General features: G+C 70.0%; 21 protein-coding genes and 1 pseudogene. 14 read left to right on the forward strand and 8 right to left on the reverse strand.

Features of this window, described 5'->3' with window-relative positions:
* Positions 1-423: 423 nt before the first annotated feature.
* Positions 424-1,101: an MBL fold metallo-hydrolase gene (locus BLQ91_RS07565; protein ID WP_090095833.1), complete on the reverse strand. Its 678-nt coding sequence runs from the start codon at positions 1,099-1,101 to the stop codon at positions 424-426.
* Positions 1,102-1,240: 139 nt separating this feature from the next.
* Between BLQ91_RS07565 and BLQ91_RS07570 the strand changes: the two are divergent.
* Positions 1,241-2,200: pseudogene (locus tag BLQ91_RS07570) on the forward strand (acyltransferase family protein); the annotation flags it as partial.
* Positions 2,201-2,247: 47 nt separating this feature from the next.
* Here BLQ91_RS07570 and BLQ91_RS07575 read toward each other — a convergent pair.
* Entirely contained in the window at positions 2,248-3,000 is a 753-nt protein-coding gene (locus tag BLQ91_RS07575) for a maleylpyruvate isomerase family mycothiol-dependent enzyme (RefSeq protein WP_090095834.1), read from the reverse strand.
* Between the two features lie 225 nt (positions 3,001-3,225).
* Here BLQ91_RS07575 and uvrA point away from each other — a divergent pair, with 225 nt between their 5' ends.
* Both uvrA and BLQ91_RS07585 read left to right on the forward strand, forming a co-directional pair.
* On the forward strand, positions 3,226-6,105 hold the full coding sequence (uvrA, locus tag BLQ91_RS07580; protein WP_090095835.1) for an excinuclease ABC subunit UvrA: 2,880 nt from the start codon (positions 3,226-3,228) through the stop codon (positions 6,103-6,105).
* Positions 6,106-6,415: 310 nt separating this feature from the next.
* Positions 6,416-6,883: an SRPBCC family protein gene (locus BLQ91_RS07585; protein WP_090096080.1), complete on the forward strand. Its 468-nt coding sequence runs from the start codon at positions 6,416-6,418 to the stop codon at positions 6,881-6,883.
* Between the two features lie 140 nt (positions 6,884-7,023).
* On the opposite strand, the gene BLQ91_RS07590 is transcribed toward BLQ91_RS07585, so the two are convergent.
* Positions 7,024-7,620 (reverse strand): TetR/AcrR family transcriptional regulator, encoded by a 597-nt coding sequence (locus tag BLQ91_RS07590; RefSeq protein ID WP_090096081.1) that lies wholly within the window; start codon positions 7,618-7,620, stop codon positions 7,024-7,026.
* A gap of 75 nt (positions 7,621-7,695) precedes the next feature.
* Here BLQ91_RS07590 and BLQ91_RS07595 point away from each other — a divergent pair, with 75 nt between their 5' ends.
* Together BLQ91_RS07595 and BLQ91_RS07600 are read left to right on the forward strand one after the other, a co-directional pair.
* Positions 7,696-8,847, forward strand: a complete 1,152-nt coding sequence (locus tag BLQ91_RS07595; protein ID WP_090095836.1) for an FAD-dependent oxidoreductase — start codon at positions 7,696-7,698, stop codon at positions 8,845-8,847.
* Positions 8,848-8,919: 72 nt separating this feature from the next.
* Complete coding sequence (locus BLQ91_RS07600; RefSeq protein ID WP_090095837.1) at positions 8,920-10,077, forward strand: hypothetical protein; 1,158 nt, start codon at positions 8,920-8,922, stop codon at positions 10,075-10,077.
* Positions 10,078-10,128: 51 nt separating this feature from the next.
* Here the strand turns inward: BLQ91_RS07600 and BLQ91_RS07605 are convergent, their stop codons facing one another.
* From BLQ91_RS07605 to BLQ91_RS07620, 4 genes are all read right to left on the reverse strand, one after another.
* A complete protein-coding gene (locus tag BLQ91_RS07605) occupies positions 10,129-12,219 on the reverse strand; it encodes an alpha-galactosidase (RefSeq protein WP_090095838.1) in 2,091 nt (696 codons plus the stop codon).
* A 98-nt stretch (positions 12,220-12,317) separates the two neighbouring features.
* Positions 12,318-13,715: a GntP family permease gene (locus tag BLQ91_RS07610; RefSeq protein ID WP_090095839.1), complete on the reverse strand. Its 1,398-nt coding sequence runs from the start codon at positions 13,713-13,715 to the stop codon at positions 12,318-12,320.
* Positions 13,712-15,295: an N-acyl-D-amino-acid deacylase family protein gene (locus BLQ91_RS07615; protein WP_090095840.1), complete on the reverse strand. Its 1,584-nt coding sequence runs from the start codon at positions 15,293-15,295 to the stop codon at positions 13,712-13,714. The genes BLQ91_RS07610 and BLQ91_RS07615 overlap by 4 nt, the downstream gene beginning before the upstream one ends.
* 13 nt (positions 15,296-15,308) lie before the next feature.
* Entirely contained in the window at positions 15,309-16,601 is a 1,293-nt protein-coding gene (locus BLQ91_RS07620; protein ID WP_176959594.1) for an amino acid deaminase, read from the reverse strand.
* 85 nt (positions 16,602-16,686) lie between these two features.
* On the opposite strand from BLQ91_RS07620, the gene BLQ91_RS07625 reads away from it, so the two are divergent.
* The 5 genes from BLQ91_RS07625 (at position 16,687) to BLQ91_RS07645 (ending at position 20,204) form a co-directional block, all read left to right on the forward strand.
* Positions 16,687-17,658: a sugar kinase gene (locus BLQ91_RS07625; RefSeq protein ID WP_090095842.1), complete on the forward strand. Its 972-nt coding sequence runs from the start codon at positions 16,687-16,689 to the stop codon at positions 17,656-17,658.
* Positions 17,659-18,405: an IclR family transcriptional regulator gene (locus tag BLQ91_RS07630; protein WP_090095843.1), complete on the forward strand. Its 747-nt coding sequence runs from the start codon at positions 17,659-17,661 to the stop codon at positions 18,403-18,405.
* Positions 18,406-18,416: 11 nt separating this feature from the next.
* Positions 18,417-18,797: a RidA family protein gene (locus tag BLQ91_RS07635; RefSeq protein WP_090095844.1), complete on the forward strand. Its 381-nt coding sequence runs from the start codon at positions 18,417-18,419 to the stop codon at positions 18,795-18,797.
* A 166-nt stretch (positions 18,798-18,963) separates the two neighbouring features.
* Positions 18,964-19,554 carry a hypothetical protein gene (locus BLQ91_RS07640; RefSeq protein WP_090095845.1) on the forward strand — a complete coding sequence of 197 codons (591 nt, stop codon included), beginning with the start codon at positions 18,964-18,966 and terminating at the stop codon, positions 19,552-19,554.
* Positions 19,551-20,204: a hypothetical protein gene (locus BLQ91_RS07645; RefSeq protein WP_090095846.1), complete on the forward strand. Its 654-nt coding sequence runs from the start codon at positions 19,551-19,553 to the stop codon at positions 20,202-20,204. Before BLQ91_RS07640 ends, BLQ91_RS07645 begins: the two co-directional genes overlap by 4 nt.
* Before the next feature lie 106 nt (positions 20,205-20,310).
* On the opposite strand, the gene BLQ91_RS07650 is transcribed toward BLQ91_RS07645, so the two are convergent.
* A complete protein-coding gene (locus BLQ91_RS07650; RefSeq protein WP_090096082.1) occupies positions 20,311-20,652 on the reverse strand; it encodes a DUF1844 domain-containing protein in 342 nt (113 codons plus the stop codon).
* Between the two features lie 299 nt (positions 20,653-20,951).
* Between BLQ91_RS07650 and infC the strand changes: the two genes are divergently transcribed.
* The 4 genes from infC to BLQ91_RS07670 all read left to right on the forward strand — a co-directional run bounded on the left by infC (position 20,952) and on the right by BLQ91_RS07670 (position 23,109).
* Positions 20,952-21,560: a translation initiation factor IF-3 gene (infC, locus tag BLQ91_RS07655; RefSeq protein WP_090095847.1), complete on the forward strand. Its 609-nt coding sequence runs from the start codon at positions 20,952-20,954 to the stop codon at positions 21,558-21,560.
* A 48-nt stretch (positions 21,561-21,608) separates the two neighbouring features.
* Positions 21,609-21,803 carry a 50S ribosomal protein L35 gene (gene rpmI / locus BLQ91_RS07660; protein ID WP_086663968.1) on the forward strand — a complete coding sequence of 65 codons (195 nt, stop codon included), beginning with the start codon at positions 21,609-21,611 and terminating at the stop codon, positions 21,801-21,803.
* Positions 21,804-21,880: 77 nt separating this feature from the next.
* On the forward strand, positions 21,881-22,270 hold the full coding sequence (rplT, locus tag BLQ91_RS07665; protein WP_090096083.1) for a 50S ribosomal protein L20: 390 nt from the start codon (positions 21,881-21,883) through the stop codon (positions 22,268-22,270).
* A complete protein-coding gene (locus BLQ91_RS07670) occupies positions 22,267-23,109 on the forward strand; it encodes a TrmH family RNA methyltransferase (RefSeq protein WP_090096084.1) in 843 nt (280 codons plus the stop codon). The genes rplT and BLQ91_RS07670 overlap by 4 nt, the downstream gene beginning before the upstream one ends.
* Positions 23,110-23,117: the final 8 nt, after the last annotated feature.

Raw genomic sequence — 23,117 nt, forward strand, 5'->3', positions numbered from 1 at the left:
GATCGGCACGTACGCCTAGATCGGCCTCGGTCTTCCGGACCCGGCAGGACTGCCGGAGGTACCTGAGCTCACGGCGTCACGATGGCCGAGTTGCGCCAGGGTGTGGCGATGGCCAAGACGCGACGTCCAGGGCTGCGCGGACCGAGAAGCTCGGCGCGGCGATCGTGGACTTCGAGGCGCTGCCCTCGACGGTCAGGCAGCAGCCAGATACGGCACCTTGGTCGCGCTCACGGATGGCGGCGAACCGGAACCGAAGCCTCGCCGGATGGTTCTGATGATCGCAGCTGTCGCATCGTCGCGTGGATTGCCGCTGTACACGCGAAATGCCGAGGACTTCAAAGGGCTCGACAGCATGGTCACGATCATCGAGGCCTGATCGAGGCGTCTGGGAGCCCGCCCCGGCAGGCTCCCCATCCGCCAGGTTCACCAGCCGCGTGAGCGCCACTCCGCGAGCGACGGGCGCTCCTTGCCGAGCGTCGAGTCGTCGCCGTGGCCCGGGTAGAACCAGGTCGAGTCGGGCAGCACCGCGAACAGCCGGTCCTCCACATCGTTGATCAGCGACGCGAAGTTGTCGGCGGACGTGGTCTTGCCCACACCCCCCGGAAAGAGTGAATCTCCGGTGAAGAGGTGCGGATGGCCGTTCGGGTCGTCGTAGACGACGGCGATGGAGCCCGGGGTGTGGCCGCGCAGGTGGATGATCGAGAGAGGGACTTCTCCCACGTTGATGGTGTCGCCGTGGTCCAGGAGGACGTCCGGTGCGACGGGGAGGACGGAGGCGTCCAGTTCGTGGGCGGCGGTGTTCGCGCCGTGGGCCGCGGCCGTGGCTTCGAGTGCCTGCCAGTGATCGGCGTGCTGGTGCGTGGTCACGATCGTGCGCAGGCGCGGGCGGTCCGGGCTGTGGGCCAGCAGGTCGGCCAGGCGCTCGTGGTCGTTGGCCGCGTCGATCAGCAAAGCTTCGTTCGTGGACCGGCAAACCAGCAGGTAGGCGTTGTTGTCCATGGGGCCGACGGAGATCTTGGTGATGGTCAGCGCGTCGAGGGTGCGGCGGGCCGCGGGGCCCTCCGGATCGACATGACCGGTGTAGTTCTCGAGTACGTCCACGGTGGCAGACGGTAGTCGCTCGATGCGGTAGGACGCACACCTTCAGGTTGCATACAGGTCTCACTCATAGGGTAAGCAAGGATCAAGCTTCGAACCCCGAGTACTCCGAACGCACCAACGGACAGGGTCCCCGCCTCTCGTGATTCCAGCGCAACGACAGCAGCCCCGGACGGCCCGCAGGATCAGCTGGGACGTCCTCCGCGTCGTCGCCATCGGGTGCGTGCTGCTCCACCACGCGACTCTCACGAGCGTGAGCAGCCACCCCGGCCTGGGGCCGCTGCCGTTCACGTTCCCGATGTCGATGGGCGCCAGCACGCTGATGGTCGTCTCCGCCTTCTTCGCCTGCGCGTCGCTGAACAGCGGCAGACCGGGGCGGTTCCTGTGGCGAAGACTCGCGCGCCTGCTGCCCGCGTACATGGCGGCGGTGCTGCTGACGTACGCGGTGCAGAGGTGGATCGCGCCGCCGGGGTGGAGCCAGCTCGACGGCAGGGACGTCGTCTACAACCTGCTGCTGGTCAACCAGTGGTTCCCGGACGTCGACATCGTCGACTTCGCCTACTGGACCGTGCCGGTGCAGATCGCGGCCTTCGTCGCCGGTGCCGCGCTGGTGAAGGTGTTGAGAGGGACGAAGCTCCGCGTCTTCCTGTGGGCGCTCGTCGTCACGCCACTTCTTTTGCGCCCGTTGCTGGACCACTCGCACGCGTTGTTCGTGATCTACAACGGGTTCGCGCTGCACAGGGCGCAGTTGTTCGCCGCCGGCATCGCCATCTGGCTGTGGCACAAGGACAGGCTGAAGACCCCGCACCTGGTCGCGTTGCTCACGGCTACCCTGATCGCGCAGGCGATTCACACGACCGAGTACGGATCGACGCTCGGCTTCGGCATCCTGCTGCTCATGGTGTGCGCGGCGGCCGCTGGACCCGATTGGGTGTTCTTCAGCCCGATCGCCAAGCCGATCACGTGGCTCGCCGGCATCTCGTACGGGGTCTACCTGGTCCACCAGCAGATCGGCACCGTGGTGATGGACCGCATGCACGCCTTCGGGCTGCGGTCCTGGTGGATCCTCGCCGGGTTCGCGACCTCGGCCCTGGTGCTCGGGTGGGCGATGACGAAGTTCGTCGAACGGCCCGCGTACCGCCTGCTGACTCAGACCCAGTCCGGCAGTTCCGGCAGCTCACCGCGCACGTCGGCGCCGTTGGTCCTGCCGGTCAGCCACCCCAGGACGGCGCTCGCGGACCCGCTCACCGAACTGCGGCTCGCCGGGCCGTTGACCACCCACCTGCGCTGACCGCCACCGGGCAGCGCCACCTCGACGCCGAACGGCTCGACCCTGCCCTCGAACTGCTGGACGGCGTCGTCGAGGAACTCCTCCACGAGCTCCTCGGGCAGGTCCTCGAACCCGACACCGGCGTCGAGGTCGACCAGGTGGATCCAGATCTCGCGCAGCCGCAGCAGCGGCACGGTCGACGCCGGGATCACCTGGCCCTTGGGCGCGCTGACCTCCGAACGCCAGGCGTGCGCCGGCATCTCGCGGCACGCGGCGTCGAACCGCAGGCACGCGGAGTCGAGGTCGGCCCTGATTACCTGCAGGCTCCGGCGGGAACCCTCCTCGATGTCGGCGTCGCGGTCCGTCCGCGACGTGTAGGCCTGGTGCTCCACCCCGGTGCGTGCCCAGGTGAGGAGGTTCACCAAGGCGTCCGCGTTGCGCGCGAGGTGGGTGATGACGTGTCCGCGGGACCACCCGGGGAGCAGGCTGGCGCCGCGCACGGCGGTCTCGTCCAGCTCCTCGACGGTCTCGTAGAGCACGTCCGTCGCCTGGCGCACGGCGTTGATGTGCCGCTCCGGCACCCCTCGCGGCGCCGGTACGGACGTGTCCTGCGTGGACGGCGTGTAGGTCATGTGCTGCCTCTCCCCGACGTTGAGGCTTCTGATCGAAGTGACCAGCCTAGGAGTAAACCCAGCTCAGGGGAATGCGACAGCCGTCCGAACCGTTCCTGTCAGGGGTGCGCCCTAGCATGGTCCGCGGGTCGGTCGCAGCCTCCAATCCGATGCTAGTACTCTTCGAACGCTTGTTCGGAAGAGTGTGGCGTGAGTGACCCGCCAATCGCAGCCGAAGGGACCCCAGTGGCAGACCGTCTTGTTGTTCGCGGCGCCCGCGAGCACAACCTGCGCGGCGTGGATATCGACCTGCCGCGGGACAGCCTGATCGTCTTCACGGGGCTGTCCGGCTCCGGCAAGTCGAGCCTGGCTTTCGACACGATCTTCGCCGAGGGCCAGCGCCGCTACGTCGAGTCGCTCTCGGCCTACGCGCGCCAGTTCCTCGGTCAGATGGACAAGCCCGACGTCGACTTCATCGAGGGCCTCTCGCCCGCGGTCTCGATCGACCAGAAGTCCACGAGCCGCAACCCGCGCTCGACCGTCGGCACGATCACCGAGGTCTACGACTACCTGCGCCTGCTCTACGCGCGCGCCGGCAAGCCGCACTGCCCGCAGTGCGGCGAGGCGATCGGCAAGCAGACGCCGCAGGAGATCGTCGACCAGGTGCTCGCGATGGAGCAGGGCACCAAGTTCCAGGTGCTCGCGCCGGTCATCCGCGGCCGCAAGGGCGAGTACCTCGACCTCTTCCAGAACCTGCAGACGCAGGGCTACTCGCGCGCGAAGGTCGACGGTGTCGTCCACGCGCTGGCCGAGGTGCCCAAGCTCAAGAAGCAGGAGAAGCACCACATCGCGGTCGTCATCGACCGCCTGAGCGTCAAGGCCTCGTCCAAGCAGCGCCTCACCGACTCGGTCGAGACGGCGCTGCGGCTCGCCGACGGCCTGGTCGAGCTCGAGTTCGTCGACCTCCCGGAGACCGACCCGAAGCGGATCAGGGGCTTCTCCGAGAACCTGGCGTGCCCCAACGGCCACCCGCTCGCCATCGAGGACCTGGAGCCGCGGTCGTTCTCCTTCAACTCGCCGTACGGCGCGTGCGTGGTCTGCACGGGCATCGGCGTGCGCAAGGAGGTCGACCCGGAGCTCGTGGTCCCGGACGACGAGCTGAGCCTGGCCGACGGCGCCATCGCGCCGTGGGCGGGCGGGCAGACCGCGGAGTACTTCCAGCGGTTGCTGCAGTCGCTCGGCGAGACCATCGGCTACCGGATGGACACGCAGTGGCGGCACCTGCCCGCCAAGGCGCAGAAGGCGATCCTGCACGGCATCGACGAGCAGGTGCACGTCCGCTACAAGAACCGCTACGGCCGTGAGCGCTCCTACTACGCCAACTACGAGGGCGTCATCCCGTTCCTCGAACGGCGTCAGGAGCAGACCGAGTCCGAGTACATGCGGGAGAAGTACGAGGGCTACATGCGCGAGGTCCCGTGCCCCGCGTGTCAGGGCACGCGCCTCAAGCCCGAGATCCTCGCCGTCACGCTGCACCACGGCAAGAAGGGCGACCGCTCCATCGCCGAGGTCTGCGCGATGAGCGTCGCGGAGTGCTCCGACTTCCTCGACGGCCTCAAGCTCGGCAAGCGCGAGTCGATGATCGCGGGCGCGGTGCTCAAGGAGATCCAGGCCCGCCTGCACTTCCTGCTCGACGTCGGCCTCGACTACCTCTCGCTCGACCGCGCGTCCGGCACGCTGTCCGGCGGCGAGGCCCAGCGCATCCGGCTCGCCACCCAGATCGGCTCGGGCCTGGTCGGCGTGCTGTACGTGCTGGACGAGCCGTCGATCGGCCTGCACCAGCGCGACAACCACCGCCTGATCGAGACGCTGACGAGGCTGCGCGACCTCGGCAACACGCTGATCGTCGTCGAGCACGACGAGGACACGATCCGGACGTCGGACTGGGTGGTCGACATCGGCCCCGGCGCGGGCGAGCACGGCGGCAAGGTCGTGCACAGCGGCCCGTACAAGAAGCTGCTGACGAACAAGGAGTCGATCACCGGCGCCTACCTGTCGGGCCGCAAGTCGATCCCGATGCCCGCCAAGCGCCGCAAGATCGACAAGAAGCGCCAGATCACCGTCGTCGGCGCCCGCGAGCACAACCTGCGCGGCATCGACGTGTCGTTCCCCCTGGGCACGCTGACCTCGGTCACGGGCGTGTCCGGCTCGGGCAAGTCGACGCTGGTCAACGACATCCTCGCCACGGTGCTCGCGAACAAGCTGAACGGCGCTCGCCAGGTGCCCGGCCGCCACACCCGCATCAACGGCCTGAACGAGGTCGACAAGCTGGTGCGGGTCGACCAGTCGCCGATCGGCCGCACCCCGCGGTCGAACCCGGCCACCTACACCGGTGTGTTCGACCACGTCCGCAAGCTGTTCGCGGCGACCACCGAGGCGAAGGTCCGCGGCTACCAGCCGGGCCGCTTCTCGTTCAACGTCAAGGGCGGCCGCTGCGAGGCGTGCGCCGGCGACGGCACCATCAAGATCGAGATGAACTTCCTCCCGGACGTCTACGTCCCCTGCGAGGTGTGCAAGGGCGCGCGGTACAACCGCGAGACGCTGGAAGTGCACTACAAGGGCAAGACGATCTCCGAAGTCCTCGACATGCCGATCGAGGAAGCGGCCACGTTCTTCGAGCCGATCAACGCGATCCACCGCCACCTGCGCACGCTGGTCGACGTGGGTCTGGGCTACGTGCGGCTGGGCCAGCCGGCACCGACGCTGTCCGGTGGTGAGGCGCAGCGCGTGAAGCTCGCGTCGGAGCTGCAGAAGCGCTCGACGGGCAAGACGGTCTACATCCTCGACGAGCCCACGACCGGTCTGCACTTCGAGGACATCCGCAAGCTGCTGGGCGTGATCAACGGCCTGGTGGACAAGGGGAACACCGTCATCGTCATCGAGCACAACCTCGACGTCATCAAGACGTCCGACTGGATCGTCGACATGGGTCCCGAAGGGGGCTCCGGCGGCGGCATGGTCGTGGCCGAGGGCACACCCGAGCAGGTCTCCGCGGTCGAGAAGAGCTACACGGGCCAGTTCCTGCTGCAGGTGCTCCAGAACGAGGAGGTGCCGGCAGCAGGGTGATGACCCCACTCGCTGCGCCGGCCCACCGCGAGCGCGCTCTTCAGGCGTCGCGCGGAAAGTCCACGGCGTCCCCGTCAGCCTCGTAGCGGTGCTCGACTCGCCGGAGCAGGCACTCTGCCGCGTCGCGGCTGTCAGCTGGGTGCGGGCCTGGGAACGGCTTGCTCATCTGGTCGACAAGTGAACACGGGCGGCCTGGTGGGGCGCTGGAGTCCCACCGGAACCGCAGTACACGCCGTGAGGAATTCCCGGTCATCTGTGAGTTTTGCTGGGAAGCTGTCACTCGGACGAGCTATCCGGGATGATGGCGGCCGTGTCACTCAACCGCTATCGCTTCCACAGCGTGTGGCACGTCGACGCGTCCCCGGCAGATGTGTACGAGGTGCTGTCCGACATCGCGAACTACCCGGTGTGGTGGCCCGAGGTCCGGAGCGCGACGAAGATCGACGACGAGACCGGCGAGCTCCGGTGTCGTTCGTTCCTGCCCTTCGACCTCGTCATCCAGGTGAAGCACAGCATCCGCAACCAGCAGGCCGGTCTCCTGCGCGCGACGCTGTCCGGTGATCTCGAGGGCTGCGCCAGCTGGGAGATCACCGGGAGGGACGGCGGCACGGACCTGTTGTTCGACCAGGAGGTCGTGGTCAACAAGGTGCTGTTGCGGCGCCTGGTGCTGATCGCCAAGCCGTTCCTGCGCGGCAACCACGACCTGATGATGCGCGGCGGGTTCAAGGGCCTCAAGCAGGTCCTCGAGGCCAAGACCGCGAGCCGTCGCGAGTCCTAGTCACCAGTTGTCGCCCGGGCGCACGACCGCGCGGTCCGAGCTGCGCTCGCGCTGCGGCGGGGTTGGCCACGTAGTCGGTGGCATCACGGCAGACGACCGGCGCAGGGGTGCGGCGCACGTCCCACCGGCGGGTTCCGGTGTCAGCTCCGGCCGGAAAGGTGCCGCACCAGCAACGTCAGCTGTTCCGCGTACTTCGCGGCGAACTCGGGCGTGGCCGGGTCCTCGCCGGTGATCTGACCGGCGGTGTGCCGCAGCGTCAGCGGCGCGGAGGCCGCGGCCATGAGCGCCAGCAGCAGGAAGCCCGGGTCGAGGTCCGCGGGGAGCTCACCCGACTCCTGGCGTTGGCGCATCTGCTCGACCTGGGCGCGCAGGAACGTCTCGTCGGTGGGTGGGCTGTCGCCTGCCAGGTTCGACCACGCCCACAGCCGGGCGTGGTCGGTCAGCGTCGTGTGGACGAAGCCCGCGATCACGGTGCTCAGCGGCTGGTCGGTGCTCGACATCTCGGCCGCGGAGCCGTGCCAGCTCGTGGACAGCTCCTTGTACAGGCCCTCTTTGCCGCCGAAGTAGTACGAGATCAGCTGCTTGTTCACGCCGGCCCGTGCCGCGATGTCGGTGGTGCGCGTGGCCGCGTAGCCCTTCGCGCCGAACTCCGCCGCCGCCGCTTCCAGGAGCAGGGCGCGGGTGCGTTCCGGGTCGCGCTTGCGTTCCGAGGCGCGGGGAGAACGGCGTTGATCCACGTCGCCACGGTAGCCGACCGCCAATTTTCAACCGTTAGGTTGACTTAATCAACCACGCGGTTGAAACTAGTCGGCATGAGGATCGCGGTGATCGGTGGGGGAATCGGCGGGCTGTGCCTGGCGCACGGGTTGCGCAAGGCCGGCGTGGACGTGGAGGTGTACGAGCGGGACCTGTCGCGCACGGACCGCCTGCAGGGGTACCGGGTGCACATCAACCCGGACGGTGCCGCTGCGCTGCGGGAGTGCCTTCCCGCGGCGAACTGGGAGCGGTTCGAGCGGAGCGCGGGCTTCAGCGGCAACGGGTTCGGCTTCCTGACCGAGCACCTCAAGCCGTTGCTCGTGCTCGACCAGGACGAGGAGAAGCACTACTCGGCGAGCCGGATCACGCTGCGGCAGGTGCTGCTCGACGGCCTGGACGTGCGGTTCGGCAAGCGGTTCGAGCGCTACGAGCAGGGGGACGGGATCAGGCTGCACTTCGAGGACGGCACGACGGCCGAGTGCGACGTGCTGGTCGGCGCGGACGGCATCCGGTCGCGCGTGCGCCGCCAGTACCTGCCGCACGCGGGAACGGAGGAGGTCGGGATCACGGCGGTGGCGGGCAAGCTCTTCCTCGACGAGCACGACTGGATTCCGCCCAGCTTGCTCGTCCGGGCCAACTCGATCGTCCCGACCAGCCGGTGCGGCATGTTCCTGGTGGCCCACGACGGCCTGGGCCACTCCGACGACGAGGGCGTGCTGTTCGACAACGTGCGCCCGTACCTGATGTGGGCGTTCGCGGCCAAGGACCTCGACCTCGGCGGCGGGCTGCAGCGGGAGGTGCTGCGGCGGATCGCCGGGTGGAGCCCTGACCTGCGCAGGATCGTGGAAGCGTCGCACCCTGAAACCGTCAGCCAGTGGCACATCAGGTCGTCGAAGCCGATCGGGCGCTGGCGGCCGACGAACGTGACGCTGCTCGGTGACGCCGTCCACGCCATGACCCCGATGCGGGGGATCGGGGCGAACATCGCGTTGAAGGACGCGCAACTGCTCACGCGCTGCCTCGTCGAGGGCGGCGACGCGATCGCCCGGTACGAGGCGGAGATGTACGAGTACGGGTTCGCGGCGGTGCACGACTCGTTGCGGGCGGCGAAGCAGTTCGCCGAGGGCAGTCCGGTGGCGCGGACGCTGTTCCGGACGGTGCTCAGGACGGCGTCGGCGGTGCCCGCGTTGAAGCGCGCGATGTTCTGAAGATTCGGTTGAACCGTTCCGGCCTCCCGCACGTGTGATGGGCGTTCGAGGGCACGAGCCGGGAGGTTCAGGATGATCCGCAGGAGCGCCGCGGTCGTCGCACTGGGGTTGATCTCGCTGACCGCCTGCGCCGGCACGCCGGAGAGCAAGCCGGTCGCACAGCAGGAAAGCGTGGTGGCGCTGAACGTCACCGAGAACGCCGACCTGGGGCCGGTGGTCACCGACGTCAAGGGGTTCACGCTCTACCGCTTCGACGGGGATGAGCCCGGTACGTCCACTTGTGCCGGTGAGTGCGCCGCGACCTGGCCCCCGGCAACGGTTGCCGGTGAGACCTTCACGGTGGACGGCGTCGACCGGGGCCTGGTCGGCTCGATCGTCCGCGAGGACGGCAGCCGGCAGCTCACCGTCGACGGCATGCCGCAGTACAGGTTCGCCGAGGACACCAAGCCCGGTGAGACGAAGGGGCAGGGTCTGCGGGGCAAGTGGTTCGCCACGGCCCAGGACGGAGCCCGCACGAGGCTCGCCGCCCGCACGGGCGTCGTCGCCGGGCTCGGTGCGGTGCTCACCGACGACGCCGGTCTGACGATGTACCGGTTCGACGGCGACACGGCGCAGCCGCCGGCGTCCACTTGCGACGGTGGGTGTGCCGGGACGTGGCCGCCGGTGCACGTCGAGGGCGGGACGCCGCGGGTGAAGGGCGTCGACCCCGGGCTTCTCGGCACGATCACGCGCGCGGACGGCAGGAAGCAGCTCACCGTCGCCGGCTGGCCGCAGTACACGTTCAAGAACGACGCCAAGCCCGGCGAGGCCAACGGCGTCACGGTGGCGAAGTGGTTCGCCACGGCCACCGACGGCAAGAAGGCCCAGCGGAACAAGGCGATCGCGCTCACCAGTGCGACCGTCGAGAACCTCGGAGTCGTCGCGACCGACGCCGGTGGCATGACGCTGTACCGGTTCGACGACGACTCCGCGGACCCGTCGGCGAGCACCTGCTCGGGGCAGTGCGCGCGGCAGTGGCCGCCCGCGTTCGTGAGCGAGGGGTTCCAGGTGCAGGGCGTGGATCCCGCGCTCGTGGGGACGGTCGAACGGGACGGGAAGCAGCAGCTCACCATCGCGGGGTGGCCGCAGTACCTCCTCGCGGGGGACGAGGTCTGCGGTGACGCCGACGGGCAGGGCGTTGGCGGGAAGTGGTGGGCCACCAAGGCCGACGGAACGCGCGCCGGCCGGTGACGGGGGAGAGGAGAGCCCCGGCGGGACACGTCCCGCCGGGGCTCTTCGCGATCAGCTCAGGCGCAGCAGGACGGCCTGCTCCGGCTCCAGCACCGGCAGCTGCACGCCGACCTCCGCCAGCACGGAACCGGGCAGCTCCACCGCCTCCCAGTTCGCGGGGCCGCGCTGCGTCAGCCGGGGCCGGCCGGCCGGAGCGTCGAACGACAGGCGGTACGTGCGCGCCGGGTCGAGCCCCGGCAGCCGCACCCGGCGGGGCTTGTTCTGCACCGACGTCGTGAGCTGCGCGTAGCAGAAGAGCGCCTCGGACCTGTCCTCGGCGACGACTCCGTGCACCCACGCCGCGGGATCCGGGTGGTCGGAGCGCACGACGACACCGCTGTGCACCAACGACCGCACGTCCTTATAGTACTCGATCGCGGCCCGCAGCCCGGCCCGTTCGTCGTCGGTGGCCGAGTTGACGTCCCACTCGATCCCGAAGTGCCCGAGCAGCGCCGTCGCGACCCGGAACGACAGGTCGTGCACGCGCCCGGTGGTGTGCGACTTCGTCGGCCCGACGTGCTGGCCCATCAGCTCCGGCGGCAGGAACACCCCGGTCCAGCGCTGGATCAGCTGGCGCTCCAGGGCGTCGTTGCAGTCCGACGTCCACACGCGGTCGGTGCGCGCGAGCACGCCGAGGTCGATCCGGCCGCCACCGGACGAGCAGCTCTCGATCTCCACATGCGGGTGCCGCAACCGCAGCTCGTCCAGCAGCCGGTAGAACGCGGCGGTCTGGTCGTGCACGCGCGAGCCGATGAGGTCGCGGTTGTGGTCCCACTTCACGAACGCGATGTCGTTGTCCGCCAGCACCGCCGAGACGCGTTCGAGGATGTACGCGTACGCCTCCGGGTGCGCGATGTTCAGCACCTGCTGGTTGCGCGACGACGGCGGCAGCACGCCGGGACGCGGTCCGAGCACCCAGTCCGGGTGGGCGCGGTAGAGGTCGGAGTCCGTGTTGACCATCTCGGGCTCGAACCACAGCCCGAACTCCATGCCGAGCGCGCGGACGTGCTCGATCAACGGCGTCAGCCCGTCCGGCCACACCGTCTCGTCGACGTACCAGTCACCGAGGCCGGCGGAGTCGTCGCGGCGGTGGCGGAACCAGCCGTCGTCCAGCACGAACCGCTCGACCCCCAGGGCGGCGGCGGTGTCGGCCAGCGAGGTCAGGCGCGCGAGGTCGTGGTCGAAGTAGACGGCCTCCCACGTGTTCAGCACGACCGGCCGCGGCCGCAGCGCGCGTTCGCGCAGCTGACGGTGGAACGCCGCGCTGATGCCGTCGATGCCCGTGGGCGAGTAGGCCGCGTAGATCCACGGCGTCTCGTACTCCTCGCCCGGTGCCAGCGCGACCTCCCCCGGCAGCAGCAGCTCGCCACCGCCCAGGACAGGCAGGCCGTCGACCAGGTTCTCGGCGTACGTCACGTGGTTGCCGCTCCACGCCACGTGTACGGCCCACACCTCGCCGTCGCGGAACGAGAACCCGGGCGTGCCGGCCAGCAGTCCGATGGTCGCGTCGTGCCCGGTGCGGCCGCGCCGGTTCTCGCGCACCCACGAGCCGTGGTGGAACGCCTGCCGCTGCGGCGCGCGTTCGCGGCTCCAGCGGCCGGTGAAGTCCAGGAGCTCCGTGGCGTGCGACGGGACGGGGAGCGCGGTTTCCAGGCCCTCCAACGCGTACGGCGTCTCGCCGTCGTTGCGGACGACGTGCCGGACGCGGAGCATCCCGGACGGCAGCAGTTCGACGGTGCCGGTCACGGTCAGCGCGGCGGCCTCGTCCGACGCGACGTAGCGGAAGATCGAGCCGTCCTCGCCCGAGAACGACGTGACCTCCAGCGCGGGGGCGAAGTGCTCGCCGCCGCGGTGTCCGCGCAGGCCGGGGCGGCCGGCGTACCCGGCACCGGCGTCGGGCAGCAGCGCGAGGGGGACCGGGAGGTCCGGCGCGTTGTTCGGGTTGGTCCACGAAACGGCGTCGACCAGGCCCCGCAGCGCGGCCTGGTCGACGTCTCCGAGCGTGCGTCCCCAGTGCGCCACGATCGGCAGGCTGGTGCCCGCGACGGTGATGACGACGCTGGAGATGTCGTCGTGCAGGTACACGACCTCCGTGTTGCTCATGCGGGCCCCGTCCACATCAAACACAAATGAACATTGCGCCGATCCTCAGATGTGGACGGGGTGTTGTCAAGCGTTGGGGAATGTTGAGTTGTGTCCGATCAGACAACGAGGCTGAGCGCCGCGGCGACCACGAAACCGACCACCGAGAGGATGGTCTCGAGGACCGTCCACGACTGCAGCGTCTCCTTCACCGACAGCCCGAAGTACCGCGACACGATCCAGAACCCGCCGTCGTTGACGTGCGAGGCGATGATCGAACCGGACGCGATGGCCATCACGACCAGCGCGAGCTGGGGCTGCGAGTAGTCCAGGTCTCCGAGCACCGGTGCCACGATGCCCGCGGTGGTCACGATCGCGACCGTCGCGGACCCCTGCGCGATGCGGATGACGCAGCTGATCACGTACGCCAGCGCGATCACCGGCAGGCCGATGCCGGACAGCTCGGCCGCCAGCGTCTTGCCGATGCCCGTCGCGGCCAGCACGGCGCCGAAGAAGCCACCGGCGCCGACCACGAGCAGGATCATCGCGACCGGCTTCAGCGAGGCGGCGGACAACTCCGCGACCTTCTCCCGCGTCATGCCGCGCCGGAAGCCCAGCAGCCAGAACGCGAGCAGCACCGAGATCGTCAACGCCACCGCGGGCGTGCCGAAGAACGTCGCCACCGAGTACAGCCGGGTGCCCTTGGTCAGCAGGATCGAGCCGAACGTGCCGGCGAGGATCAGCACCAGCGGCAGGCCGATGATCGACAGCACCAGGCCGAGCGGCGGCGGTTCGCGGTCACCGTTGTCCTCGCGCGCGGCCTCGGCCGCCGCCAGCATCTCCTCCGGCACCGGCACGTTGATGCGCTTGCCGATCCAGTACGAGTACAGGACACCGCCGACGAACCACGACGGCAGCGCCACCGCGACACCCATGATGATGATCCACCCGAGCGACACGCCCAGGAGGCCGGCCGCCGCCACTGGTCCGGGGTGCGGCGGCATGAACGCGTGCATGACCGACAGGCCCGCCAGCAGGGGCATGCTGAACAGCACGATCGACTTGCCGCTGCGCTTGGCCGCCACGTAGACGAGCGGCGCCAGCACGAAGATGCCGATGTCGAAGAAGACCGGCACGCCGAAGATCAGGCCGGCGAGGCCGATCGCGACCGGCGCCCTCTTCTCGCCGAACGCGGTCATCAGCTTGTCCATCAGCACCTGCGCGCCACCGGACGCCTCGAGGATCGCGCCCAGCAGCGTGCCGAGACCGATGATCGCGGCGATGTGGCCGAGGATCGAGCCGAAGCCCTTCTCCAGCAACGAGTCCGAGGCCTTCTGCGCCGACCCGACCAGTGTCTCCACCGGCACGCCCGCCAGGAGCGCGACCAGCAGCGCGACGACGATCAGCGCGATGAACGGCTCGACCTTGAACTTGATGATCAGCAGGAGCAGCACCGCGATGCTGACTACCGCGAGGGTGAGCAAGCCCCCTGTTGAGTGTTGCAACCAGTCGATCACGGGCGGCTCCTGAGTGAATGGCCTGGCAATGAGCCGGTGGCGGTTCCGTCGTCGATCACCGTCACCCCGTTGCAGAACACGTACGGGATGCCGGCGGCTTGCTGTCGAGGCTCGTCGAACGTCGCAGTGTCGGCGATCGTCGCGGGGTCGAACAGCACCAGGTCTGCCGCGTAGCCCTCGCGGACCAGACCCCGGTCGGTGAGCCGCAAGCGCTTGGCCGCGCGGCCGGTGAGGTGCTCCACGCACTCCTCCAGGCTCAGCACGCCCAGCTCGCGGACGTAGCGCGCGAAGTAGCGGGGGAACGTGCCCCACGCGCGCGGATGAGGCCGGTCGCCGACCAGCAGCCCGTCGCTGCCGCCGGTGTGCGCCGGATGCTTCATGATCGCCTGCACGTTCTCCTCGTGGCCGACGTGCATGAGGCACGAGGTGCCCAGGCGTTCGTCGACCAGCACGTCGAAGTACACCTCCGCCGGCGCGCGGCCGAGGCGGGCCGCGGACCGCAGAACGCTCGCGCCGACGAGGTGGGCGTTGCGGTCGTTGCGGACACCGTTGATCTCGATGGAGTCCCAGTCGACCGGGACGCCGTGGCACCCGTCCGAACCGGTCTCCTCGATCTCCTCGCGGATGCGTTCGCGGACGTCCACATCGGACAACCGCGCCAGCGCCCTGTCCGGCCCGCCCTCCGTGGCCCACGACGGCAGCAGCGCGGACAGGTAGGTCGCGCCCGGCAGGTAGGGGTAGGTGTCCAGCGAGATGTCGGCACCCTGGGCGATCGCGTCGTCCAGCAACCGCAGCAACTCGGGCGCACGACCCTTGTTCACCGGGAAGTTCATCGTGGCGTGCGCGAGGTGCAACGCGCAGCCGGACCGCTTCGAGACGTCCACCATCTCGGCGTACGCCTCCAGCGCACCGGCGCCGTAGCTGCGGTGGTGAGGGCTGTAGAACCCGCCGTGCCGGCCGACGACCTCGCAGAGCTGCACGAGCTCGGCCATGTCCGCGTACATGCCCGGCGTGTAGGTGAGCCCGGACGACATGCCCATCGCGCCTTCCGCGAGCGACTGCGCGAGGACGGACCTCATGGTGTCCATTTCGGACTCCGTCGCCGGGCGGTCCTCCCATCCGACGGCCAGCATCCGCAGCGTCCCCTGCGGCACCAGGTACGCGGCGTTCACCGCGATGCCCTGGTCCAGCCGGTCGAGGTACTGCCCGACCGAGCGCCAGTTCCAGTCGAAACCGGGCGGGTCGTCGTTCCACCCGGCGAGCTGGCCGCGCAGCGTCGCGAGCACCTCGTCGTCCACCGGCGCGTAGGACAGGCCGTCCTGACCGAGCACCTCGGTCGTGACGCCCTGGGAGACCTTCGCCAGGTGGTCCGGTTCGGCGAGGACGCGCAGGTCCGAGTGCGAGTGCATGTCGATGAACCCCGGCGCGAGCACGAGCCCGTCCGCGTCGATCGACCTAGTGGCGGAGATCCCCTCACCGATGGACGAGATGACGCCGTCCTTGATCCCCACGTCCGCCCGGTGGGCGGGCGCGCCGGTGCCGTCGGCGATCAGCGGTCCGCGCAGAACGACGTCGTCCATCGCAACGCTCCTTCTAGAAGTAGGTGCGGATCAGGTCGACCACGGTCGTGCCCCGCACGACCGGGATCAGCTGCCACTTGTCGAACACCGTGCACGGGTGCGAGAGGCCGAGCCCGACCCAGTCGCCGACGCGAACCGTGGCCTCCGGGCCGAGCGCGAGGAACGCGTGCTGGTCGTTGAGCGCGGTGATCTCCGCCTGCGCCAGCGGGGCGATCGCGCCGTCACCGCGGCGCACGAGCTGCGGTTCCGGCAGGCCCTCGTCGAACGACGCGTCGCGCTTGCCGATCGTCAGCAGCGCCAGGTCGCGCTGCGGCCGTGACGTCACCTGCGCCCAGGCCCTGAGCGCTGAGCGGAACGGCTCGACGCCGTCGATCCGCGCGAACGGCGAGATCCCGCGGTAGAAGCCGTCGTCGTGCGTGATGTACGCGCCGCTGCGCAGCACCGGGGTCACCGGCACCGGCCACGGCTGGGCCAGCGTCGCCGCCACCTGGTCGAAGTACGCGCTGCCGCCGGCGGTGACGACCACCGAGTCGAGCTCGTCGAGCATTCCCGCGTCGGCCAGCCGCAGCACGAGCGTGCGGAGATCGCCGAGGTACCGGTCGATGACGGACTTCGACGACTCGGACGCGTCGTGCGCCAGCGCGCCCTCGTAGCCGCCCGCGCCCACCAGCCGCAGCACGGGGCTCTGGTGCACGGCCCGCGCGACGGCCATCGCCGTCTCCAGGTCGCGGGCACCGGTGCGGCCACCGGGGGCGCCCAGCTCGACCAGCACGTCGACCGGCCGTGAGGGCTGGAGCTCCTGCAGCGTCTCGCTCATCAGCGCGACGCCGGCCTCGGAGTCCGCCCAGCAGCTGAACTCGAAGCGCGGGTCGCGGTCGAGCTCGGCGACGAGCCAGCGCAGCGCGGCCGGGTCGAGCAGCTGGTTGGCGAGCAGGACCCGGCTCACGCCGAACGCCCGGTAGACGCGCAGCTGCGACGCGTTCGCCGCCGTCAGCGCCCACACGCCGTGCTCGACCTGCCGCTGGAAGAGCTGCGGTGCCATCGTCGTCTTGCCGTGCGGCGCCAGCTTGACGCCGTGGTTGTCACACCACTTCGCCATCGTCGTCAGGTTGTGCGCCAGCGCGTCCGCGTCCAGCACGACGAGTGGCCCGACGAACTCGTCGGCGAACAGGTCCAGCCCCTGACCGGCGACCTCGCCGATGGTCGAGCCGAACGTGCTCGACGGCAGGCCCTTGAACCGCCAGCTGACCTTCTCGGACCTGATGTCCGCGACGGCCCCGAGGTCCATCTCCATCAGATGTTGCATATTTTGCAACTCCCATTGCGCGATGTGATGCTGAGTTGTGTAGCATTCGGTCTCGCCGCAGTCAACGAACACCTCTGGAGCGCGCATGCGGTTCGATCACGTCGGCGGTGTCGTGTGTCTCGGCGAGACCATGGTCATGATGGTTCCGGCCGAACCCGGTCCCGTGCACCTGGTGCGCACCTGGCACAGGGCCGTCGGGGGTGCCGAGTCCAACGTCGCCGTGCACCTCGCGCGTCTCGGCGTGCGGTCGTCGTGGGTCAGCGCCGTCGGCGACGACTCGTTCGGCCTGGCCGTGCTCGACGCCGTGGGCGGGTTCGGCGTGGACGTGTCGCGGGTGCGCGTCGACCCCGACCGGCCGACCGGCCTCTACGTCAAGGAGGCCTCGCCGCACGGCAGCCCCGTGCGCTACTACCGGCGCGGGTCGGCGGCGTCGGGCATGGGGCCCGAGATGGTCGACCGGCTCGGCCTCGGCTCCGGCGAGGTGGCGCTCGTGCACCTCAGCGGGATCACCGCCGCCCTGTCCGACTCGTGCCTGGAGATGATGCGCGAGCTGCTGCGCAGGCCGCGGCACGGGTTCCGCGTCTCGTTCGACCTGAACTGGCGTCCCGCCCTGTGGACCGACCGCGACCCGCGCGTGCTGCGCGAGCTCGCGGACTCCGCCGACGTCGTCCTCGCCGGTGCCGACGAGGCCGAACTGGTGTGGGGCACGGGCGATCCCGCCCGGCTGCGGCAGCTGCTGCCCGGCCCGGCGTCGCTGGTCGTGAAGCAGGGCGCGGAAGGTGCCACGCTGCTCGAGGGAGGGGAGTCGTACTTCGAGCCGGCGCTGGAGGTGGAGGTCGTGGAACCGGTCGGCGCGGGTGACGCGTTCGCGGCGGGCTTCCTCGCGGCCACGCTGGCGGGCGAGGCCCCGCCGGTGCGGCTGAGGGCCGGGCACCTCCAGGCGGCCTCCGCTTTGCTCACCGCCGAGGACGTCGGAGATCCTTTGCCGGACGACGTGACGGTTCCCCTGCTGCACGCCGACCCGCGGACCTGGGCGTCCGCCCGCCTGGAGGTGTAGATGAGCCAGAGCCTCGACCGAGCGCTCACCCTGGTGAGCCAGCTCGCGACCGGACCGAAGACGCTGGACGAGCTGTCCGGCGTGATCGGCGTGCACAAGTCGACGACGCTGCGCCTGCTGCGCACGCTGGAGACGCACCGCTTCGTGCAGCGCGACGGCGTGCACCACTACCGCCTCGGCACCGCCCTGTTCGACCTCGCGAACCGCGCCCTGGAGGAACGCGACGTCCGCCGCGCCGCCGAACCGGCGTTGCGCGACCTCAACTCCCGCCTGGGCCACACCGTCCACCTCGCGTCCTACGAGGACGGTGAGGTGATCTACATCGACAAGTACGAGTCCCGGCACCAGATGCGCATGTACTCGCGCATCGGCCGCCGCGCCCCGCTGCACTGCACGGCCGTGGCCAAGATCCTGCTGGCCGACCTGCCGCCCGCGACCCTGCGGAAGGTGCTGGCGGGCATGGAGTTCCCGCGCCTGACCGAGAACACCATCCCCGGCCCCGCCGAGTACCTCGCCGAGCTGGAACGCGTGCGCGCCAAAGGCTACGCCGTCGACAACTCCGAGCACGAGGACTTCATCCACTGCATCGCCGCGCCCATCAGGGGCGCCCGCGGCGAGGTGCTCGCGGCCGTGTCGATGTCCGTGCCCAAGGTGCTGCTCGACTTCGACGGCCTGCTGTCCCACCTGCCCGACCTGCTCGCCACCGCCGAGGTTGCCTCGGTCGAGTGCGGTTACGTTCCGAGATAAGGGGATTTCCGTTGTCCAAGGTTGAGATCAAGACCGCTGACGCGCCGCAGCCGGTGGCCCGTTTCTCCCAGGGTGTGCGCAAGGGCAACATCCTGCAGGTGGCGGGCCAGGTCGCGTTCGACCCGAAGTCCGGCGAGGTCGTCGGCACCACCGTCGCCGAGCAGACGCGCCAGACGTTCGCGAACCTGAACGCCGTCCTCGCCGCCGGTGGCGCGTCCATCGACGACGTGGTGATGATCCGCGTCTACCTCACCGACACGGCGCACTTCGCCGAGCTGAACGAGGTCTACGGCGAGTTCGTCACCGACCCGGCTCCGGCCCGCACCACCGTGTACGTGGGGCTCCCGGCGGGGCTGCTGGTGGAGATCGACGCACTGGCGGTCGTCGACTGACGACCGGAGAAGGCTCGTCCCCGGCGTTGTGGCCGAGCGACCGGACTTCTCCTCCGTCGCGCGGGCCGAACCCGTGGTGACGCCGCACTGAGCTGTTCGTCGCAACGGCGGCCCCGAGTCTCAGCTGGACTCCGGGCCGCCGTGGGCGTTGTGACACCATCCGCGCATGAAGTGGTACGCGGACAGACCTGTCAGGTTCACGCGTCAGCTGATCGCCGACCTCCTCGCCGTCGGCTGGGTCGCGCTCTGGATCTGGGTGGCCACCACCGTCCACGACTGGGTGCTCGAACTGCGCGCGCCGGGGGACGGGCTGGTCAACGCGGGCGGCAGCATTCGCGACGCCTTCACCAACGCGGCCGGCAAGGCCAGGGGTGTTCCGTTCGTCGGGGAGGACCTGGCGGGAGCGCTCGGCAACGGCAGCAAGGCCGGCGAGACGCTCACCAACGCGGGCAACGCGCAGATCGGCGTGGTCGAGGACTCCGCGTTCTGGCTCGCCGCCGCCCTGGTCGCGGTCCCCGTGCTGTTCCTGCTCGTCACGTGGCTGCCCGTCCGGCTCCGGTACGCGCGCAAGGCCGCGAACACCGCGCGGTTGCGCGACAAGCCGGACCTGCTGGCGCTGAGAGCGCTCACATCGTTGTCGCCGCGGGAGCTCGGCAGGTTCGACGGCGATCCCGCCGTCGCCTGGAGGACGGGGGACACGGACGTGATCGACGAGCTGGCCCGGCGCCAGCTGGCCTCGGTGGGGGTGCGGGCATGACCGCCCTGTCGGTGGTCGCCGCGGTGGTGGCGATGTGCGCGGTGGCCGTGTCGTTGTGGCAGGCCCGTGAAGCGAAGAGGGCGCAGGCCGCGGCGAAGCAGTCGCAGGAGGCCGCGACCAAGGCGCAGGAGGAGGCGCAGGCCGCGCGCAAGGCCGTCGAGCAGGCCACGGCGAGCGCCTTCCAGGCCAAGACCGCGGCCGAGGAGGCCAAGAAGGCGGCGGCCAAGGCCGAGGAGGCCGTCGGGAAGGCCGCGCTGGAGGCCTCGGCGTCGCGGATGCTGGCGGACGAGGCGCAGCTCAGCGCGCACCAGGTGACGGTGCGGCTCGACGAGATCACCGGACTGCTCGCGGCCGAGCGCAGCCGGGCGGGCATGCCCACGTTCGCCATCACGCCCGGCGCGCCGGACGAGTTCCGGCTCAGCTACCTCGGCGGACCCGCCGTCATCGAGCAGCTGACGGTCTCGGTGGTGCCGGGGAGCCGGGTGCTCGGGTTGTCGCAGTACGACGAGCCGCCCGTGGAACACCTCGACGTCGGACCGCTCCACAACGGGTCGGCCATCACGTTCCGCGCCGCCACCGGGCAGCGGGCCAGCGCGGTGTTCCAGGTGAGGGCCGAGCCGTGGGAACCGGTCGTGGTGCGCGCCGAGTGATCGCCCAGGCGGCCGACGCCGGCGAACCGTGCGAACGCCGCTGCGGGACGCCGGCCACGAGGCAGCTGCGTGGAGCTCGCGCTCGTAGCCGGCCTGGAGCCGCCGGTCAGTACACGGGGCCGGTGAACTTCTCGCCCGGTCCCTGACCCGGCTCGTCCGGCACCGCGGACGCCTCGCGGAAGGCGCGCTGCACCGACTGCAGGCCGTCCTTGAGCGGGGCGGCGTGCGGGCCGAGGTACTCCGAGGTGGCCGTGACCAGGCCGGCCAGGCCCGTGATCAGGCGGCGGGCCTCGTCGAGGTCGCGGCGCGGGGAGTTGTCGGGGTCCGGGTCGGCGAGGCCGAGGCGCTCGGCGGAGGCGGACAGCAGCATCACCGCGGCCCGGCTGATCACCTCGATGCTGGGGACGTCGCCCAGGTCGCGGATGTCGTCTTCAAGCGGATCGGTCACGCCCACATTCAAGCAAGAGCCCTGGCAGGACCGACGTCACAGGCCGCGATTCGGGGGTTGACAAGAGCGTCTGCTAGTATTTCCGACGCGACCAGCTCTCGTTAGTGCGAGAGCGGCAAGTGGAGCCCCGCTCCCACCCGCGATCACCGCTTCTTGAGGTGGCCGGGTCCGGTCCTCCTGGCAGTCAGGCGCACGGGCGTCGGGCGGTGCAGGTTTGTGATCGGTCGGAAGCGGGCCCTGTCGTCGACATCGACGACGGGGCTCTTGTCTTTGGCGCAACCGAGTCTCAAAGGACGTGAATGACAAGTCCCTCGAACCGCGGTGCTCCCGTCAGCACCGAGCCGCGCATCAACGACCGCATTCGGGTGCCGGAAGTTCGTCTGGTCGGGCCGAATGGTGAGCAGGTCGGGATCGTTCGCATCGAGGACGCGCTCCGACTCGCGCAGGAAGCGGATCTCGACCTCGTCGAGGTCGCCGCTCAGGCTCGCCCGCCGGTCTGCAAGCTCATGGACTACGGCAAGTTCAAGTACGAGACCGCGCAGAAGGCCCGCGAGTCGCGTCGGAACCAGCAGCTGACGGTCATCAAGGAGCAGAAGCTCCGCCCGAAGATCGACCCGCACGACTACCAGACGAAGAAGGGCCACGTGGCCCGCTTCCTCTCACACGGGAACAAGGTCAAGGTGACCATCATGTTCCGCGGTCGTGAGCAGTCGCGCCCCGAGCTCGGCTACAGGCTTCTGCAGAAGCTGGCGGAGGACGTCGCGGAGCTGGGCTTCGTCGAGTCGAACCCCAAGCAGGACGGCCGCAACATGATCATGGTGTTGGCGCCGCACAAGAACATCAAGCCGCGCGTTGCCAAGCACGACGACGACGCGCCCGAGGCGGACACCGCTTCGGAAGAGGCTTAGGACGCACGCCCGCCCCCGACCCGGTGGGTGCACGAGACGAGGACGGAAATGCCGAAGAACAAGACGCACAGCGGGACCTCGAAGCGCTTCAAGGTCACCGGCAGCGGCAAGATCCTCCGGGAGAAGGCCGGCAAGCGCCACATCCTGGAGAAGAAGTCCAGCAAGGTGACGCGTCGCATGAGCGGCACCGCGGTCGTGTCGGAGAACGACGCCCCGCGCATCAAGAAGCTGCTCGGTCTCTGACCCGCTTCGACACCCCCAGCTAACTCGGGAAACCGGCCCCCGACGCCGGTTTCCCATGAGATCGACAGGATGGACCCGTGGCACGCGTCAAGCGGGCTGTAAACGCCCAGAAGAAGCGTCGTACCACCCTTGAGCTGGCGAGCGGTTACCGCGGCCAGCGCTCGAGGCTGTACCGCAAGGCCAAGGAGCAGGTGCTCCACTCGCTCAACTACGCGTACCGCGACCGCCGTGCGCGCAAGGGCGACTTCCGCAAGCTGTGGATCCAGCGCATCAACGCCGCTGCCCGCGCGAACGGGATGACCTACAACCGCCTGATCCAGGGCCTGCGCCTGGGCGGCGTCGAGGTCGACCGCAAGATCCTCGCGGACCTCGCCGTCCACGACGGCACCGCCTTCGCGGCGCTGGTCGAGATCGCCCGCAAGGCGCTCCCGGCCGACGTGAACGCCCCGGCCGGGGACAAGGCCTGAGCCAGCACGTCAGCGGGCACAACCGACCCGAGGCAGCTCCGTTCACCGAACGGACGCCTCGGGTCGTTGCTGCTCGCCACCTGACCCGCCGCCAGGGCCGCGACAAGGCAGGCCGTTTCCTCGTCGAGGGCGCCCAGGCCGTGCGCGAGGCACTCGCCTGGACCTCCGGCGAGGTGCACGAGCTGTTCGTCACGGCGACGGCCGCGGAACGCAACGCCGACCTGCTGCGGTCCGCCTCGGCCAGGGGCATCCGCGTCAGCGAGGTCGACGACAGGGCCGCCGCCTCGTTGTCGGAGACCGTGACGCCCCAGGGCCTGATCGCGGTCTGCGACGTCGTGCCGCAGCCCCTCGAAGCCGCGCTGCGGGGCACCCCGCGCCTGGTCGCCGTCCTGCACGGCGTCTCCGACCCCGGCAACGCGGGCACCGTCACGCGGGTGGCCGACGCGGCCGGCGCCGACGCGGTGATCTTCGCGGGCGACACGGTCGACCCGCACAACGGCAAGTGCGTGCGCGCCTCCACCGGCTCGCTGTTCCACCTGCCGATCGCGCGGTCCCGCGACGCCGACGAGGTCTTCGCCGCCTGCCGCGCGGCCGGCCTGCGGCTCGTCGCCGCCGACGGGTACGCGGAGCACGACCTGGTCGAGGCCTCCGCGAAGGGCGACCTGAAGCACCCCACCGCGTGGGTGTTCGGCAGCGAGGCGCACGGCCTGCCCGACGACGTCGTGGCGAAGCTCGACACCTCGCTCAAGGTGCCGCTGTACGGCGCCGCCGAGAGCCTGAACCTCGCGACAGCTGCCGCCGTGTGCCTCTACGCCTCCGCGCGGGACCACCGGAATTGAGCTGACGG

Origin of the sequence: Lentzea jiangxiensis, from assembly GCF_900104175.1 — a bacterium.
Lineage (GTDB): Bacteria > Actinomycetota > Actinomycetes > Mycobacteriales > Pseudonocardiaceae > Lentzea > Lentzea jiangxiensis.